The following is a 16,550-nucleotide window of genomic DNA, read 5'->3' on the forward strand; positions in this document are numbered from 1 at the left end:
ATGCAGCCAAGAGGTTTTCTTCAAAGAAAATCTCTTGGCTTTTTATATGTCTTAAATATACATAACAATTATTAAATTTAAATAAATGAAGTTGAATATAATTTATTTAATGCGAAGCAAATCATTACTGAAGACAAATAATGTCTGATCTGTAATATATAATAGTTTTGATTGCCAAGAAAAATACAATCATTCATATGATACTTACATCATATTAAATATTTATTTAAATTAAAGTTATAATATGGAACGTAATGATTTATTTAAAAATTATGAAAAAATAGGAAAATACTTTTATATGATATTGTAAAAAGCTTTTTAAAAATATAAAATGATTAATGAATAAAAAAAATGGAGGATGTTATGGAAAATACATTAGATTTTACAAGAATATGGGAAATAATAAAAAAGAATTGGATGATATTTTTGATTTTACCAATAATTTTTTTGTTATTGAGTTTAACTTACACATTTTTGATAGCTCAACCGAAATATGAAGCTTCGACACAAGTACTTGTAAATCAAAAAGAAAAAGATAAAGATATAATGGCTCAACAAGTGCAAAGTAACATTCAATTAGTTAATACATATTCAGAAATTTTAAAAAGTCCAAGGATTCTAGATAAAGTTGCAAAAAAAGAAAAAGATTACTCGTCTACTAAATTAAGTAAGATGATTTCAGTTAATACGGAAGCAGAGTCGCAAATTTTAAATGTTAGTGTGAGAGCAAACAGTGAAAAGAAATCGGAAAAAATTGCTAATGATGTAGCTAATGTTTTCAAAAAAGAAATACCAAAAATTATGAGTGTTGATAATGTAACGATTCTTTCAAAAGCAAATGGAACTTCAAAGAAAGTATCTCCTAAAACGACTACTAATATAGTAGGTGGATTGTTATTAGGATTAGTTATAGCAATAGTAATAGTTATTTTAAAAGAAATATTAGATAAACGTATTAAATCTGAAGAAGATGTGGAAAAAGAATTGAATGTTCCTGTACTAGGTTCTATTCCAAAACTAAAATAAGGAGAAAGATTTATGGCTAAGCGAAAAGAAGAGAAAAGAAAGGCTTTAAATACACCTTTGTATGTTGAAGATAAACCTAAGTCGATTGTGAGTGAGAAATTAAGGGGTATACGTTCTAATATTATGTTCTCAAATGCTGAAGAAATAAAAAGTGTGCTGATTACTTCTGAAAAACCAGCAGCTGGGAAAAGTATTGTGACTACAAATATTGCGATTACTTATGCACAAGCGGGATATAAAACATTAATTATCGATGGAGATATGCGTAAACCTACGCAACATTATCACTTTCAAGAGTCAAATTATGATGGGTTATCAAATTTAATTATTGGCAACTCAGATTATGATAAATCAATTCGATCAACAAGGGTGAAGAATTTAGATTTATTGACATCTGGTCCTATTCCACCAAATCCTTCGGAGTTAATAGCTTCTGAAAGGTTTAAAAAGATTTTTGAACATTTACAAAAGGAATACGATTTTATTTTAATTGATACGCCACCAATCATTTCTGTTACAGATGCACAAGTATTTTTACAATATGTACCAAATTGTGTGTTAATTATTGATGCTCAGAAAAACAATCGAAATGAAGTTAAAAAGGCTAAACAACTCGTTGAACAGGCAGACGGACACGTTATTGGTGCAATTTTAAATAAAACCGCTCAAGAAAAATCTTCTAATTATTATTATTATTATTATGGAGAGGATTCTAAATCATGATTGATATACATAATCATATTCTTATAGGTTTAGATGATGGATCTCAAAGCAAAGAAGAGACACTTGCCTTATTAAAGCAGGCTAAAGATGAAGGGGTTACAGATATTATCGCAACTCCTCATCATTTAAGTCCACAATTTGATAATTATTATGAAGACATCGTACCTAAAATGGATGAAGTATTGAGTATCGATGAATTTAAAGATATAGGAATTAATATCTATCTTGGACAAGAGGTAAGAATAAGTGACCAAATTTTACCACAACTAGAGAATAACCAAATTATTGGTTTGAATCATTCTAAGTACGTACTCATCGAATTACCGTCAGGACATGTGCCTCATTATACTGGACGTTTATTCTTTGAATTACAATCGAAAGGCTATGTGCCAATCATTGCGCATCCTGAACGAAATAAAGAAATTAGTGCCAATTTAGATGTTCTTTACGAATTAATTAATGCAGGAGCGTTAAGTCAGTTAACAACGGCTTCACTAATGGGGCATCATGGGAAGAAGACGCAAAAAAAATGTATAGATATGATTGAAAATAACTTAACACATTTTGTTGCCTCAGATGCACACCATGTGGAAAAAAGACCTTTCATTATGAATCGTCTTTTTGAAGAAAGAAAGTTGAAAAAATATCATGAAGACATTCATAATTTAATGAATAATGCGAAATTTATTATAGATAATGAAGATGTACCAAAAAAACAGCCAACTCAAGAATATACACAGAAAAAATTTTTTAATTTATTTTAATCAAATTTCACATTCTAAGTGAGGAGAGTTAAGTTGGATAAATTAAGTGCAAGAGGACGGCTTTTAATTTTAATTATTATAGATTCAATTATTGTAACCCTGTCTGTATTTATTTGTTACAGCATATTAGAGCCATATTTTGAAGGCTATTCAAAGAAAATTTTAATATTCACTTCAATTATATTACTGATTTCACATCATGTATTTGCATACATATTTAACCTTTATCATCGTGCTTGGGAATATGCGAGCGTGAATGAATTATTGATTATTGTTGAAGCGGTAACGTGTTCTATTATTTCAACAATAATCATTGTACCTCTTTTTACAGGACATCCACCATTTTTTAGATTGTATTTAATTACATGGATGATGCATCTGATTCTTATAGGAGGATCAAGAATTTCATGGAGAATTGGGCGTGGTTTTTTAGTAGGAAAACGGAAAAAGAAAAAACCAACACTGATTGTAGGCGCAGGTCGCGGAGGATCACTATTAATAAGACAAATGTTACGAAGCCCAGATATGGGATTAGAACCTGTTTTAGCAGTAGATGATGATCCACAAAAGCGTAATTTAGCTATTACTGGAGGAGTTAAAGTCCAGGGCACAATTAAAGATATTCCTAATCTAGTAGAAAAGTATCGAATTAAAAGAATTATCATTGCTATACCTACACTTTCACCAGCTAGATTGAAAGAAATTACTGATTTATGTAACAGTACTGGGGTTGATATCTTCAAAATGCCAAGTATAGAGTCTGTATTATCTGGAGAATTAGAGGTTAACCAATTAAAACGTGTAGAAGTTGAAGATTTACTAGGAAGAGAACCAGTAGAGTTAGATATGGCCATGATTTCAAAAGAATTAACGCACAAAACCATATTAGTCACTGGAGCCGGAGGATCTATAGGATCTGAAATATGTCGTCAAGTATGTAAATTTGAACCAGAAAGAATCGTATTACTTGGACACGGCGAAAATAGTATCTATTTAATTCATCAAGAGTTAACGAAATTGTACAAGGATAAAATTGAAATTACTCCTGTTATTGCAGATGTACAAGATGGAGAACGTATTCAAGAAATAGTTAATAAATATCAACCATATGCAATCTATCATGCAGCTGCTCATAAACATGTACCACTTATGGAATATAATCCTACCGAAGCATTTAAAAATAATGTGCTTGGAACAAGAAATGTAGCAACAGCAGCTAAAAAAAATAGTGTAAGAAAGTTTGTAATGATTTCAACTGATAAAGCGGTTAACCCACCTAATGTCATGGGTGCATCTAAACGTATGGCTGAAATGGTCGTACAAAGTCTCAATGATGAAAATAGTAAGACAGATTTTGTAGCTGTACGATTTGGAAATGTTTTAGGTTCAAGAGGATCTGTTATTCCATTATTTAAAAAGCAAATTGCAGCAGGTGGACCTGTCACAGTGACGCATCCAGATATGACACGATACTTTATGACGATTCCTGAAGCCTCAAGACTGGTACTTCAAGCAGGAGCATTAGCACAAGGTGGAGAAGTATTTGTATTAGATATGGGAGAACCTGTTAAAATTGTTGATTTAGCACGTAATCTAATTAGGTTAAGTGGAAAAACTGAAGATGAGATTGGAATTAAATTTTCTGGAATTCGTCCAGGTGAAAAACTGTATGAAGAGTTATTAAATGACAATGAAATCCATTCAAAACAAGTTTATGAAAAAATTTATAGAGGGAAAACTACAATACCTCCTAAGGAAGAATTGGATAGAACTATTAATTATTTAAAATTTCATCATAGTGAAATTAAAGAAACTTTAATCCGTTTAGCGAATAGGAAATGTTAGTTATGATAAATATTTATAGAATAATAACTATAGTATTAGCCATTATAAGTATAACTGCAATATTAACCACTACAGTATCTATTCCAAACAATTTAATACTCATTCCTTTAGTTTTTTTATGTTTATTTATTGTTTTTCCGTCATTTAGTAAGTATATGTTTAATAATCTCGGTATTACAATAGTTAATTTAACTATGCTATTGCGATACGTTATTTCACCTTTACTTATATCGTTTTATGGATCAAATATTCAAATTGGAACAACTGTATTAAGATCTATACAAAATCAAGCAATAAATTTAATGTTATATGAAATGATTGTTTTATTTATAGTGTTCGCTGTATTTCATAAATACTTCTATTTTGAGAAGAGTTCATTTAATAAAATTAATGCAAAACCCAATTTGTTTGGCTGGATATTCGTGCTTTTAGCAATAGGTTTAGCGATACTTCAACCTTCATCTATAGGAAGATATTCATTTATTTGGTCTGCTTCTGAATTAAACAACAATGAGTTAGCTGATGTAAGCTTATTTGCTTTATTAGTTCAATTAGCTCAAGTTGTTCTAACAATTAATATATTAAATATAATTTTTAAATATTATAAAAAAAGACAAAGTATTTTTTATTTATATCTGTCAATAATAGTTATAGTCATATCTGCTTCATTTATTATAGGAACAAGTAGATCAAGTGTAATTTTGCCTTTAATTGCTGGGTTATTTACAATTTATATTTTATATAAAAACTATAGAAGGATTATTTCGTTTTTATCTACATGTTTAATTGTATTAATTATTGTAATTTCTACATTATTGAAACAAAACACAACTATATCTACTGGAAGAAGTTTATATCATTCAGCTGGTTTACTAGAAAATCTCAATACAGATATACAAATTTACTTGTCCGGAGTTACAAATATTGCACATTCAATTGAAACAGCCTATATGTATAAACCATTTCAATTTTATGGGATATTTGGAGAATTACTTCATTCGGTAGTATTTGTTAATCAATTATTTATTAACTATCAGAGTGCTATTGTTAGTTTTAATAATACATTTTATAAAAAAATAGGTGTTAATGATCAGATATTACCACTTCTTGGTCAAGGATATTTATACTTTGGAAGTATATTAGCACCAATATTTTCAGTTTTAGCTCTATTTATAGTAATGTTGCTAGATAAAAAAATTCACAAAAGTAGCTCTGTATTTAATTTGTATATATATATATATTTATGTGTGAAATTTTCATTATTCTTTATGTCAAATGCAACGATATTAATTTCATTCTTTACTAATTTCTTTATAGTATTATTTATTATTGCATTGTTAAATAGAAAATTTGTTATAAAAGGGAGAACATAATGAATATTGGAAAAAAAGATGTTTTGTGGGGATACATAAGTCTATTACTGGTGCAAGGTATTAATGTTATTTTACTACCAGTAATTGTGAGATATTTAAACTCTGCTGAATTAGGTGTTTGGTATACGTTTACTTCATTATATGGGTTAGCAATGCTTATCGATTTTGGTTTTCAAACGATTATAACTAGAAATATAAGTTATTTATGGTCGGGGGCACAGAGTATTAAAAGTACAGGTTTTGAAGTATTAGGAGATAAAAATGTTGAAGTAAATATTCCATATTTTATTAAAGTGATTTCAGCCGTAAGATTTATTTATACTTCAATGGGTACAATTATATTTACATTATTTATAACTGTTGGCACTTGGTATATGATTAGTATTAATAATGGAGAAATAAGTATGAAAACTATGCTTATTTCTTGGTTTTTTTACATGTTATCCATTGTTTTAAATATTAGCTTTTCATATTGGAATTCTGTTTTAAAAGGAATAGGTGCTATTAAAGTTTATAATCAAATATTAATAGCAACAAAAAGTACACAATTAGTATTATCAATAGTATTTTTAATACTTAATCTAGGATTGATAGGGGTTTCACTCGCGTATTTTGTTTCAGTCATAGTAAACCGTATATTACAATCAATAGCTTACTATAATTATTCAAAAGAGACGAAAAAAACAAAAAGAAAATTAAAAATCACATATGATAAAGAAATACTTAAAAATTTACTACCTAATACACTTAGAACGGGATCACTATCAATTTCTAATTATTTAATCATTAATTTCCCAATCATTTTAAGTTCGTACTTTTTATCTTTAAAAGTATCAGGGCAATTTGGGTTTATTAATCAAATTGTTACATTAATTATCATGTTATCTAATTCTTACTATAATACTTATCTAGCTAAGTTAAATTATCTAAGAGTTAAAAATAAATATGATGAGCTAATTCAACTATTCAAAAAAGCTATATTAACAAGTTCAATTTTTAATATTATTGCATTTACATTATTTATTTTACTTGGTAACTGGGCTCTTAGAATTATTGGCGCTGATTATAGATTACTAAGTTTAATACCATTGTTGATCATTATCATTTATAGATTTTTATATAATATCCAAATATTATTTACAAATTTCTTATCGACTAAGAATTTAATCCCACATCATAAGTCATTTTTGATTTCAGCGATTATAACCATATTAATACAAATTGTACTTTTAAAATTTATTGATAATAGATTAATTTATTTATTATTACCATTATTATTAGTCCAATTAATTCATAATAATTGGTACTGGATATGGTATGTAATAAAAGATATAAAAAAAGATAAAAAGCTATATCAATCAACTCAAATATAGATTAAGGAGTATATTATGAAAATATTATTTGTTGTCAATAACTTTAATTTTGGAGGTCCTCAAAAAAGTTTGTTGAACTTAATTTATGAATTGAAAGATACAAACACTGAAATTGACATAATTATATTAAACCAAGAAGACACCTTAACAAAATATTTACCTAAATATGTTAATGTAAAAACAATTAGTTCTAAATTTTCTATACTTATGTTGAACAAAAATAATTTAATTCAGAATATGCTTAAAAATTTAATTTCTCCTAAATTAGTTTTTAATGCTTTTATTTTTATGATTAAAAGTCAATTGAATTTGCATAATAATACGAAAGCCAAGCAAAAATTTTGGATAAATAATAAATGGCAAGAAATAGTTAATCAAGAGACTTATGATTATGCTATCGGCGTTTCAGGAGGTCATTCTGTCTACTTCATCGAAGACTATGTTAATGCAAAGAAAAAAATTGGTTGGATACGAACAGACTATAGAGTGCTAAAAAGAGATCTTTCAATTGATCGTTTTTATTTTAAAAAGATGAATGGTATGTTATCTGTTTCAAAAATGTGTTCTGATATTTTTGAAGATATATTTGATATAAAGCCAGTTACTTATTACAATAGTTTGCCAATAAAGCTGTATGAAAATATTCCAAGTGAAGAAATTAATTTAGATACTAATCACTTTAACTTATGCACTATTTGTCGATTGGATAATGGTAAAGGATTAGATTTAATGATTGAAGCCGCTAAAATTCTAAAATCTAAAAACTTAAATATTAAATGGTATTTAGTTGGCAAAGGTAAATTAGGTGAATGGTTACAAGATGAAATTATTAAAAATGACTTGCAAGATATGTTGATACCATTAGGATTTAAATTTAATACAGGAAGTATTGTGAAAAATATGGATGCATTAGTTCATCCATCAAGGTTTGAAGGTAAATCCAATACTATTGATGAAGCTTTACACTATAACATTCCAGTTGTTGCAACTAATTTTTCAACTGTATATGAACAGATAAAAGACAATGAAAATGGTTTTATTGTAAACATGAGTGGTAATGACATTGCTACTAAAATTGAGCATTTATATAACAATCGAGATGTTTATCATAAAATTCAAAAAAACTTAAAACGTGAGCATCAAGAAATAACAAATAAAGGTCAAGAATTTTTAGAAACTATACTAAATATTGGAGGTTAGTATAATGTTAACTATTTTTACTCCGACTTATAATAGAGCACATACATTACCGAGACTATATAACTCATTACTTGAACAAACTGATTATAATTTTGAGTGGCTTATTGTAGATGATGGATCCACTGATAATACATATCAAGTGATTGAAACATTTGATACAAAAAAATTTAATATCCGTTACATTAAACAAAAAAATGGCGGTAAGCATATAGCATCAAATGTAGGTTTAAAGGCAGCTAAAGGTGAGATATTTGTTGTTTTAGATAGTGATGATTGGTTTTATCCCAATGCTGTAGAAGTTTTTAATACAAAGTTTAAAGAAAACAAAGGTATGAAAGCTTTAATTACTTTAGATACATATGAAAATGGAGAAGTAATTGGAGAAAAATTACCAAATATTGAAAAGGTGAATTGGGTAGATTTAAGATATAAATATAAGGTTAGACACGATAAGTGTTATGTATTCTCAACAAGTATAATTAGAAATATGACTTTTCCACAATATGGTACATCAAAGCACATGCCTCCTTCATATCAGTGGTTTGAATTTAGTGAACTTTATGACTGCTACTTAGCTAATATTAATACTAAGTACGTAGAATACCAAGAGGATGGAATTAGTAGTAAAGTTAAAACTAATTACTTTAAATCTGCCGAGAATTATTGTGAGTATAGAAAATTAGCTCATAAACAATTACCGACTGTAAAAGATAAGTTAATTAATTATCTTTTATATGATATATCTTGGATTGATACAGGTCTAAATTCTAAATATAAATTTAAAAATATTGAAAATTTTTTAATTTCTGTAGTATTAACTCCTGTGGCTTCAATATTATATATATATTATAAATTGAAATTTAAAAGGAGGGGGTTAATTGAGTAATATAACGTTAAATAATTTTCTTAAACTTGTGCAAATTCCATATAAAATTGTACCTAAATCAATTTGTAATCTTATATGGGAAGTTTTCTCAGTAAGTGATTCTTTGTTAGCTATTATTTATAGAAGACTTTACATGCAAAAGTATGCGAAAAAAGTAGGATTAAATATTTATATTGGTAAATATGTTGTTATAAAAAATATTCACAATCTAATAATTGGAAATAATGTAAGTATTCATTCGTTTAGCTATGTTGATGCTCATGGTGAAATTGATATTGGCAATAATGTATCGATAGCAAATCATACTACGTTAATTTCTTCAGATCATACTTGGCAAGATAATGACAAACCTATCAAATATAATCAAGTGACACCTAAGAAAATTATAATAGAAGATGATATTTGGATAGCTGCTGGTGTTAGAGTGCTTGGTGGAAGTCATATTAGAAGACGTTGTGTTATTGGGGCAGGAGCAGTCGTTAATAAAGATACAGAAGCTAATAGTTTATATGTTGGTGTCCCAATAAAAAAAGTTAAGGAGGTAAATAGTTAATGAAAGTTTTAATCACAGGTGTTGCAGGATTTATTGGTTCAACATTAGCAAAGAAATTAATTAAGCAAGGTTATGAGGTAATAGGAATCGATAACATTAATGACTATTACTCTGTAGAATTAAAAGAAGATAGATTGAAATCAATTGATAAAGATCACTTTACTTTTTATAAAACAGACTTAGAAGATTATGAAAAAGTGAATCAAATTTTTGAAGATGAAAAACCAGAGGTTGTAGTCAATTTAGCTGCCCAAGCGGGCGTAAGATATAGTTTGGAAAATCCAAGAGCATACATTGACTCAAATATTGTTGGATTTATGAACATCTTAGAAGGTTGCCGTCACCATGAAGTAAAGCATTTAATTTATGCTTCTTCAAGTTCAGTCTATGGTGCAAATACAAATAAGCCATTTAAAACTTCAGATAATATTGACCATCCATTAAGCTTATATGCTGCCACTAAAAAATCAAACGAACTTATGGCGCATACTTATAGTCATCTTTATAATTTGCCAACAACGGGTTTACGTTTCTTTACAGTTTATGGTCCGTGGGGTAGACCAGACATGGCATTATTTAAATTCACTAAAGCAGTAGTAAATGATGAAACCATTGATGTATATAATCATGGTAACATGATGCGTGATTTCACGTATGTTGACGATATTGTAGAAGCAATTAGTCGCTTAATTCAAAAGCCAGCGCAACCAAATCCTGAATGGTCTGGTGCTAATCCAGATCCAAGTTCTTCATACGCACCATACAAAATTTATAACATTGGAAATAACAGTCCAGTTCGTCTAATGGAATTCGTAGAAGCAATTGAGAATAAACTTGGTAAAACAGCGAAGAAAAATTATATGGATTTACAACCTGGTGATGTACCAGAAACATATGCGAACGTAGATGATTTATTCAAAAATATTGATTTCAAACCCCAAACATCTATACAAGAGGGTGTGAATAAATTTATCGACTGGTATTTAGATTATTATAAACATTAAATTAATATAAAATTAAAATATAAAGGAGTAATTTACAATGGATAGAAATATAGCAGTTGTAGGTTTAGGATATGTAGGTTTACCAGTAGCAGTTACTTTTGGAAAAAAACATGAAGTCATTGGTTTTGATATTAATGAGAACAGAATTAAAGAATTAAAAGAACATCACGATAGAACAAATGAAGTTACATCAGAAGACTTAAAAGCAACACATATTAATTTCACTTCTAATTCAGAAGATTTGAAAAAAGCTGATTTTATCATCGTGGCAGTTCCAACACCAATTGATAAAAATAATAAGCCAGACTTAACACCACTACTTAAAGCGAGTGAAACGGTTGGTAAAGTGTTAACACCTGATACAATCATTGTATATGAATCAACTGTATATCCTGGAGCGACAGAAGAAGATTGTGTTCCAGTATTAGAAAGAGAGTCTGGCTTAACTTGTGGTAAGGATTTCTTCGTTGGTTATTCACCAGAAAGAATTAATCCAGGCGATAAAGTGCATACATTTGAAACGATAACTAAAGTTGTTTCAGGACAAACACCAGAAGTATTAGACATTGTTGCTGACGTATATGGTTCTGTAGTTACTGCAGGTGTGCATAAAGCATCATCAATTAAAGTAGCAGAAGCAGCTAAAGTAATTGAAAATACACAACGTGACGTAAATATCGCCCTAATGAATGAATTAGCATTAATTTTTGATAAATTAGATATCGATACAAATGAAGTATTACGTGCCTCAGGCACGAAATGGAATTTCTTGAATTTCAAACCAGGTTTAGTTGGTGGACACTGCATTGGTGTAGATCCATATTACTTAACACATAAAGCACAAGAAGTTGGTCATCATCCAGAAGTGATTTTAGCAGGTCGTCGTATTAATGATAATATGTCTAAATTTATTGCCTCTAATGTCATTAAAGGCTTACTAAAACAAGGTTTAGAAGTTCAAGGGGCAACAGTAAATGTATTAGGTTTAACATTTAAAGAAAATTGTCCAGATTTAAGAAATACAAAAGTAATTCATATCATTGAAGAACTAAAAGAGTATGGTTTAGATGTACACGTAAATGATGTAGAAGCAGATAAAGAAGAAGCGAAAAAATTCTATAATATCGACTTAGAAGATAAACAAAATTTACCTAAGGCTGATGCAATTATTTTTGCTGTAGCACATAAAGATTATGTAGAAAATAAAAAAGACTATCTAGATTTGGTGAAAGATAATGGTGTAGTACTTGATATTAAAGGTATTATTGAAGATGATGAAATCGGAAACAAAGGATTATGGAGACTATAAACTAAATGTGCTCTATAAATAAGGGTGAATGACATTGTCAAATAAAAAAATATTTCAATTAGTAACTGTTTCAAAGAGTATTCCATTAATGAAAGGGCAAATTGAATATTTAAGAAATAAGGGACTCGACGTGCATGTTGTATCTTCAGAGGGACCAGAACAAAACACATATTCTTCTGATATTACACATGTAGTTAACATGGAAAGAGAGATTTCTTTAAAGAATGATTTAAAATCATTAATGAATATGATTAGATTATTTAAAAAAGAAAAACCTCACATTGTTAACTCTGGAACTCCTAAAGCTGGATTAATAGGTACGTTAGCAGCTTTTATTACAAGAAGGCCGGTACGTATTTATACAGTAAGAGGTCTCAGATTAGAGACCGTTACTGGTCTCAAATACAAGATTCTATATGCTATGGAAAAATTAGCTATGTTTTGTGCTACAGATATAATAGCAATATCTGAAAGTTTAAAAGATAAAATTGTAGAATTAGGTTTAGAGAAAAAAGAACATATTAAAGTTCTAGGTCATGGAAGTTCTAACGGTATTAATCTTGATAATTTTACAAAAGACAAAACAATAATTCCCTATGAATTAAAAGAAAAACTGGCTGATCATTTTGTGATTGGTTATGTAGGACGAATTGTCAAAGATAAAGGGATTCATGAAATAATAGAAGCATTTAAAATAATACAAAAAAATTATAATAAAGTGAAATTATTAATTGTTGGTCCAATCGAAAAAGATGATTCAATTAGCGAAGAGGATTATCAATACTTACAAAATAATTTAAATATAATAATGACAGGTCATGTTAATGATACAGTAAATTATTATAATCATATGGATGTCTTAGTTTTTCCTACATATAGAGAAGGATTTGGAAATGTAAGTATCGAAGCACAAGCTGTTGAAGTACCAGTAATTGTCAATAATGTTACAGGTGCAAAAGATACTCTTATTAATAACGTTACTGGATATCTAGTCGAAAAAGGTAATTATAATCAAATTGCTCAAAAGTTAGAATTTTTGATTGATAATCCAGCGATAAAAAAACAACTCGGAATTAATGGTAGGGAAAATGTAGAAAGTAAATTTAGAAATGAAATTATTTGGAAACATTTAGAAACAATATATAAAAATAATCTTCCTATTTAAAAATAAAAAGGAGGGGTGTATAATGTTAAAACGCTTATTTGATATTGCAGTGAGCGCGACAGGATTAATTATTTCAGCGCCGATTACTTTAACTGCAGCCGCTGTTATTGCTAAAAGATTAGGCAAACCTGTACTTTTTAGACAAGTACGACCTGGTCAAGATGGTAAACCATTTGAAATCTATAAATTTCGGACAATGTCTGATAAAAGAGATGAAAATGGAGAGTTATTGCCAGATGATCAACGTATGACACCAGTAGGTACATTCATTAGAAAGTCTAGCATTGATGAATTACCGCAATTAATCAATGTATTAAAAGGTGATATCAGTTTAGTAGGGCCTAGACCATTATTAATGGAGTATTTACCTTTGTATAATGATGAACAGAAAAAAAGACATAACGTTAAACCAGGCATAACTGGATGGGCTCAAGTGAATGGACGTAATGCGATTAGTTGGGATGAAAAATTTAAATTAGATGTTTGGTATGCAGAGAATCAATCATTTAAATTAGATATGTATATTATCTATAAAACAATTATTAATATCTTACAACGTAAAGATATTAATGCGCCTAACCATGTCACAGCTGAGAAATTCAAGGGGAATGAAGTATGAGCTGCCCCATTGTTCTAATCGGAAAAGGCGGACATTCAAAAGTGATTAAAGATATTATAGAAGCGGATAAACAATACTATGTAGCTGGATATCTTGATCATGCAATTAATGAATATTACATGGATGAAGACAAATTTTATGATAATTTAGATAATATAGAGAAGTATAAAGATGAATGTTTCTTTGTCATTGCTATCGGTAACAATTATGTGCGCCAAAAATTATTTAACTCGCTAGATATTCCTGTTAATCAATACGCGACGTTAGTTCATCCATCGGCTATTGTAAGTTCTAGTGCAAAAATTGAATGTGGTACAGTTGTTATGCCACATGCAGTGATTAATGCCGATACCACAATAGGTAAACATGTCATTATTAACACAGGCGCAATTATTGAACATGATAATAACATTGCAGATTATGTTCATGTATCACCCAATGCCACTTTAGCGGGTGGCGTCACTGTAGGAGAAGCTTCTCATATTGCAATTAATGCTGGTGTATTACCATTAGTCGAAATAGGTAGTCATTGCATAGTAGGGGCAGGCGCTACAGTAATCAATCATGTAAAATCAGAATCAACAGTTATTGGAACACCAGCTAAAACTAAGGAGTGAATAAAAGTGGAAGAGGAAAGAATTTTCTTATCTAGACCACATATGGGCGGAACAGAATTGAATTATATTAATGATGCATTCGATAAGAACTGGATTGCACCATTAGGTGAAAATGTAACAGAGTTTGAGAATAGTATGAAAGATTATGTCGGCGTAGATGCAGCAGTTGCTGTCGGTAGTGGGACATCAGCAATACATTTAGCTTTAATTGAAAGTGGCGTTCAAAAAGATGATGTTGTTTTTTGTAGTTCATTAACATTCAGTGCTTCAGCCAATCCAATCATTTATCAAGGAGCAACTCCCGTTTTTATAGACTCAGAAATGAGCTCTTGGAATATGTCTCCAGATGCATTACGTAAAGCGTTCGAAACATATTCTGAAAAAGGTATTACACCTAAAGCAGTCGTGGCTGTTAATTTATATGGTCAATCAGCTAGAATGGATGAAATTAAAGACATTTGTGATCAATATGGTGTGACTTTAGTTGAAGATGCTGCAGAATCTTTAGGTGCTGAATATCATGGCCAAAAAAGTGGAACATTCGGTAAATTTGGAATCTTTTCATTTAATGGTAATAAAATTATTACTACCAGTGGTGGCGGTATGCTTATTTCTAATGATAAAGAACATATTGAACATGCCCTTTTCTTAGCAACACAAGCTCGAGATAAAGCGTTACATTATCAACATAGTCAATTAGGATATAATTATCGTTTGAGTAATATCTCTGCTGGTATTGGTAGAGGACAAATGGAAGTATTAGATCAACGTATTGAACGTCGCAGAGAAATCTTTGACCGATATAATCAAGAATTTGGTAATGTGGATGGATTTGATTTCCAACCAGAGCTACCAAATTCTAAATCAAATCGTTGGTTAACTGCTTTAACAATTGATGAAAATAAAACAGGCTTTACAGCATTAGATTTAATTGATGCACTACAAAAAAACAATATTGAAGCACGTCCAGTTTGGAAACCGATGCATTTACAACCGTTCTTTGAATCATATGATTATTTTAAAGAAAATGAAGATAATAGTGCTTATTTATTTGAACATGGTGTTTGCTTACCTTCTGGATCAGACATGACTGATGAACAACAAGCACGTGTAATCGAAATTATTAAAAGTTTACAGAATGAGTGATGATGAATGAAAAAGAAAAAATCAACGACATTTAAAATTATCATAACAATTTTAATTTTATTGTTAGTATTGATTATTGGGCTCGTTATCTTTGCATTTGCTAAATTCCATTCGCTGAACAATTCAATTAAAGAACCATTAGATAGAGATCACTCACAACTAAGACAAAAAAATTTAAAAGATGGCGATCCAATGACCGTTGTGTTATATGGTATTGACGATGATGCACAACGTCATCAAGAAAATTTAGGACAGCGTAGTGATTCGATTGTACTCATGTCGATTAATCCAAAAGATAACAAGACAGTAATGGTAAGTGTACCACGTGATACGAGAACTGAAATTGTGGGTCACGATTCAACGGAGAAAATCAATCATGCGTATGCGTATGGTGGCCCTAAAATGGCAGTGAATTCGCTTGAAAAATTAATGGATGTACCTGTTGATCACTATATTGCAATAAATATGGATGGGGTAAAAACCGTTGTAGATGAAATAGGTGGTGTAGATATTGTCAGTGATGCTACATTTAAATTCCATAATTATCAATTCGAAAAGGGTAAAAAATACCATATGGATGGAGATCAAGCTCTAACATATATGAGAAGTCGTAAAGAAGAAGGCGCTGGCGGTGATGGTGGACGTCAATTACGTCAGCAACAAGTCATTACTTCAGTTGCTAAAGAAGCCTTTTCAATGAATTCTGTTACAAAATTAAACGGCATATTCAAAGCAGCACAAGATAATCTAAAAACGGATTTAAGTTTCATGGAATTAAATAAATTTAGATCTGATTATAATAAAGCCGATAATAATGTAGAACGTTTAATCATTGATGGTCAAGATGACAAAGGTGACGACGGATTGTACTATTTCTATCCTAATAAAGATAGCTTAAATGAAGTAAAACAAAAAATTAAAGATAATTTAGAAATGAACTAATGATG

General features: G+C 29.5%; 16 protein-coding genes. All 16 read left to right on the forward strand.

Annotated features, from left to right (window positions below):
• The first annotated feature begins 363 nt into the window (after positions 1-363).
• The 16 genes from NST64_RS01170 (at position 364) to NST64_RS01245 (ending at position 16,545) form a co-directional block, all read left to right on the forward strand.
• Positions 364-1,026, forward strand: a complete 663-nt coding sequence (locus tag NST64_RS01170) for a Wzz/FepE/Etk N-terminal domain-containing protein (RefSeq protein WP_049418009.1) — start codon at positions 364-366, stop codon at positions 1,024-1,026.
• 12 nt (positions 1,027-1,038) lie between these two features.
• The gene (locus NST64_RS01175; RefSeq protein ID WP_049418007.1) at positions 1,039-1,749 is read left to right on the forward strand and encodes a polysaccharide biosynthesis tyrosine autokinase; all 711 of its coding nucleotides are present in this window, start codon (positions 1,039-1,041) and stop codon (positions 1,747-1,749) included.
• A complete protein-coding gene (locus NST64_RS01180; RefSeq protein ID WP_049418005.1) occupies positions 1,746-2,513 on the forward strand; it encodes a tyrosine-protein phosphatase in 768 nt (255 codons plus the stop codon). Before NST64_RS01175 ends, NST64_RS01180 begins: the two co-directional genes overlap by 4 nt.
• Positions 2,514-2,546: 33 nt before the next feature.
• The gene (locus NST64_RS01185) at positions 2,547-4,358 is read left to right on the forward strand and encodes a polysaccharide biosynthesis protein (protein WP_049418004.1); all 1,812 of its coding nucleotides are present in this window, start codon (positions 2,547-2,549) and stop codon (positions 4,356-4,358) included.
• 155 nt (positions 4,359-4,513) lie between these two features.
• Positions 4,514-5,731, forward strand: a complete 1,218-nt coding sequence (locus NST64_RS01190; RefSeq protein WP_198985414.1) for an O-antigen polymerase — start codon at positions 4,514-4,516, stop codon at positions 5,729-5,731.
• On the forward strand, positions 5,731-7,104 hold the full coding sequence (gene wzx / locus NST64_RS01195; RefSeq protein ID WP_049418000.1) for an O-unit flippase-like protein: 1,374 nt from the start codon (positions 5,731-5,733) through the stop codon (positions 7,102-7,104). The genes NST64_RS01190 and wzx overlap by 1 nt, the downstream gene beginning before the upstream one ends.
• A 69-nt stretch (positions 7,105-7,173) precedes the next feature.
• Positions 7,174-8,304 carry a glycosyltransferase gene (locus NST64_RS01200; RefSeq protein ID WP_340731018.1) on the forward strand — a complete coding sequence of 377 codons (1,131 nt, stop codon included), beginning with the start codon at positions 7,174-7,176 and terminating at the stop codon, positions 8,302-8,304.
• A gap of 4 nt (positions 8,305-8,308) precedes the next feature.
• A complete protein-coding gene (locus NST64_RS01205) occupies positions 8,309-9,190 on the forward strand; it encodes a glycosyltransferase family 2 protein (protein ID WP_049417996.1) in 882 nt (293 codons plus the stop codon).
• Positions 9,183-9,743, forward strand: coding sequence for an acyltransferase (locus NST64_RS01210; protein ID WP_049417994.1), 561 nt, complete (start codon positions 9,183-9,185; stop codon positions 9,741-9,743). The genes NST64_RS01205 and NST64_RS01210 overlap by 8 nt, the downstream gene beginning before the upstream one ends.
• Positions 9,743-10,747 (forward strand): NAD-dependent epimerase, encoded by a 1,005-nt coding sequence (locus tag NST64_RS01215; protein WP_049417991.1) that lies wholly within the window; start codon positions 9,743-9,745, stop codon positions 10,745-10,747. The genes NST64_RS01210 and NST64_RS01215 overlap by 1 nt, the downstream gene beginning before the upstream one ends.
• Positions 10,748-10,784: 37 nt before the next feature.
• Positions 10,785-12,056 carry a nucleotide sugar dehydrogenase gene (locus NST64_RS01220; protein WP_049417989.1) on the forward strand — a complete coding sequence of 424 codons (1,272 nt, stop codon included), beginning with the start codon at positions 10,785-10,787 and terminating at the stop codon, positions 12,054-12,056.
• 28 nt (positions 12,057-12,084) lie between these two features.
• Entirely contained in the window at positions 12,085-13,221 is a 1,137-nt protein-coding gene (locus NST64_RS01225; RefSeq protein ID WP_049334820.1) for a glycosyltransferase family 4 protein, read from the forward strand.
• Positions 13,222-13,243: 22 nt separating this feature from the next.
• Complete coding sequence (locus tag NST64_RS01230; protein WP_049417987.1) at positions 13,244-13,840, forward strand: sugar transferase; 597 nt, start codon at positions 13,244-13,246, stop codon at positions 13,838-13,840.
• On the forward strand, positions 13,837-14,457 hold the full coding sequence (locus NST64_RS01235) for an acetyltransferase (protein WP_049417985.1): 621 nt from the start codon (positions 13,837-13,839) through the stop codon (positions 14,455-14,457). Before NST64_RS01230 ends, NST64_RS01235 begins: the two co-directional genes overlap by 4 nt.
• Positions 14,458-14,463: 6 nt before the next feature.
• Positions 14,464-15,603 carry a DegT/DnrJ/EryC1/StrS family aminotransferase gene (locus NST64_RS01240; RefSeq protein ID WP_275043966.1) on the forward strand — a complete coding sequence of 380 codons (1,140 nt, stop codon included), beginning with the start codon at positions 14,464-14,466 and terminating at the stop codon, positions 15,601-15,603.
• Positions 15,604-15,609: 6 nt separating this feature from the next.
• Positions 15,610-16,545 carry an LCP family protein gene (locus tag NST64_RS01245; RefSeq protein ID WP_049417983.1) on the forward strand — a complete coding sequence of 312 codons (936 nt, stop codon included), beginning with the start codon at positions 15,610-15,612 and terminating at the stop codon, positions 16,543-16,545.
• Positions 16,546-16,550 lie beyond the last annotated feature (5 nt).

This window comes from Staphylococcus sp. FSL W8-1268, from assembly GCF_038003965.1.
Taxonomy (GTDB): domain Bacteria; phylum Bacillota; class Bacilli; order Staphylococcales; family Staphylococcaceae; genus Staphylococcus; species Staphylococcus hominis.

Bases quoted from the DNA above. Each gene is read 5' to 3' on its own strand.
- NST64_RS01170 (WP_049418009.1), top strand. From the start codon at position 364: ATGGAAAATACATTAGATTTTACAAGAATATGGGAAATAATAAAAAAG.
- NST64_RS01175 (WP_049418007.1), top strand. From the start codon at position 1,039: ATGGCTAAGCGAAAAGAAGAGAAAAGAAAGGCTTTAAATACACCTTTG.
- NST64_RS01180 (WP_049418005.1), top strand. From the start codon at position 1,746: ATGATTGATATACATAATCATATTCTTATAGGTTTAGATGATGGATCT.
- NST64_RS01190 (WP_198985414.1), top strand. From the start codon at position 4,514: ATGTTTAATAATCTCGGTATTACAATAGTTAATTTAACTATGCTATTG.
- wzx (WP_049418000.1), top strand. From the start codon at position 5,731: ATGAATATTGGAAAAAAAGATGTTTTGTGGGGATACATAAGTCTATTA.
- NST64_RS01205 (WP_049417996.1), top strand. From the start codon at position 8,309: ATGTTAACTATTTTTACTCCGACTTATAATAGAGCACATACATTACCG.
- NST64_RS01215 (WP_049417991.1), top strand. From the start codon at position 9,743: ATGAAAGTTTTAATCACAGGTGTTGCAGGATTTATTGGTTCAACATTA.
- NST64_RS01220 (WP_049417989.1), top strand. From the start codon at position 10,785: ATGGATAGAAATATAGCAGTTGTAGGTTTAGGATATGTAGGTTTACCA.
- NST64_RS01225 (WP_049334820.1), top strand. From the start codon at position 12,085: ATGACATTGTCAAATAAAAAAATATTTCAATTAGTAACTGTTTCAAAG.
- NST64_RS01230 (WP_049417987.1), top strand. From the start codon at position 13,244: ATGTTAAAACGCTTATTTGATATTGCAGTGAGCGCGACAGGATTAATT.
- NST64_RS01235 (WP_049417985.1), top strand. From the start codon at position 13,837: ATGAGCTGCCCCATTGTTCTAATCGGAAAAGGCGGACATTCAAAAGTG.
- NST64_RS01245 (WP_049417983.1), top strand. From the start codon at position 15,610: ATGAAAAAGAAAAAATCAACGACATTTAAAATTATCATAACAATTTTA.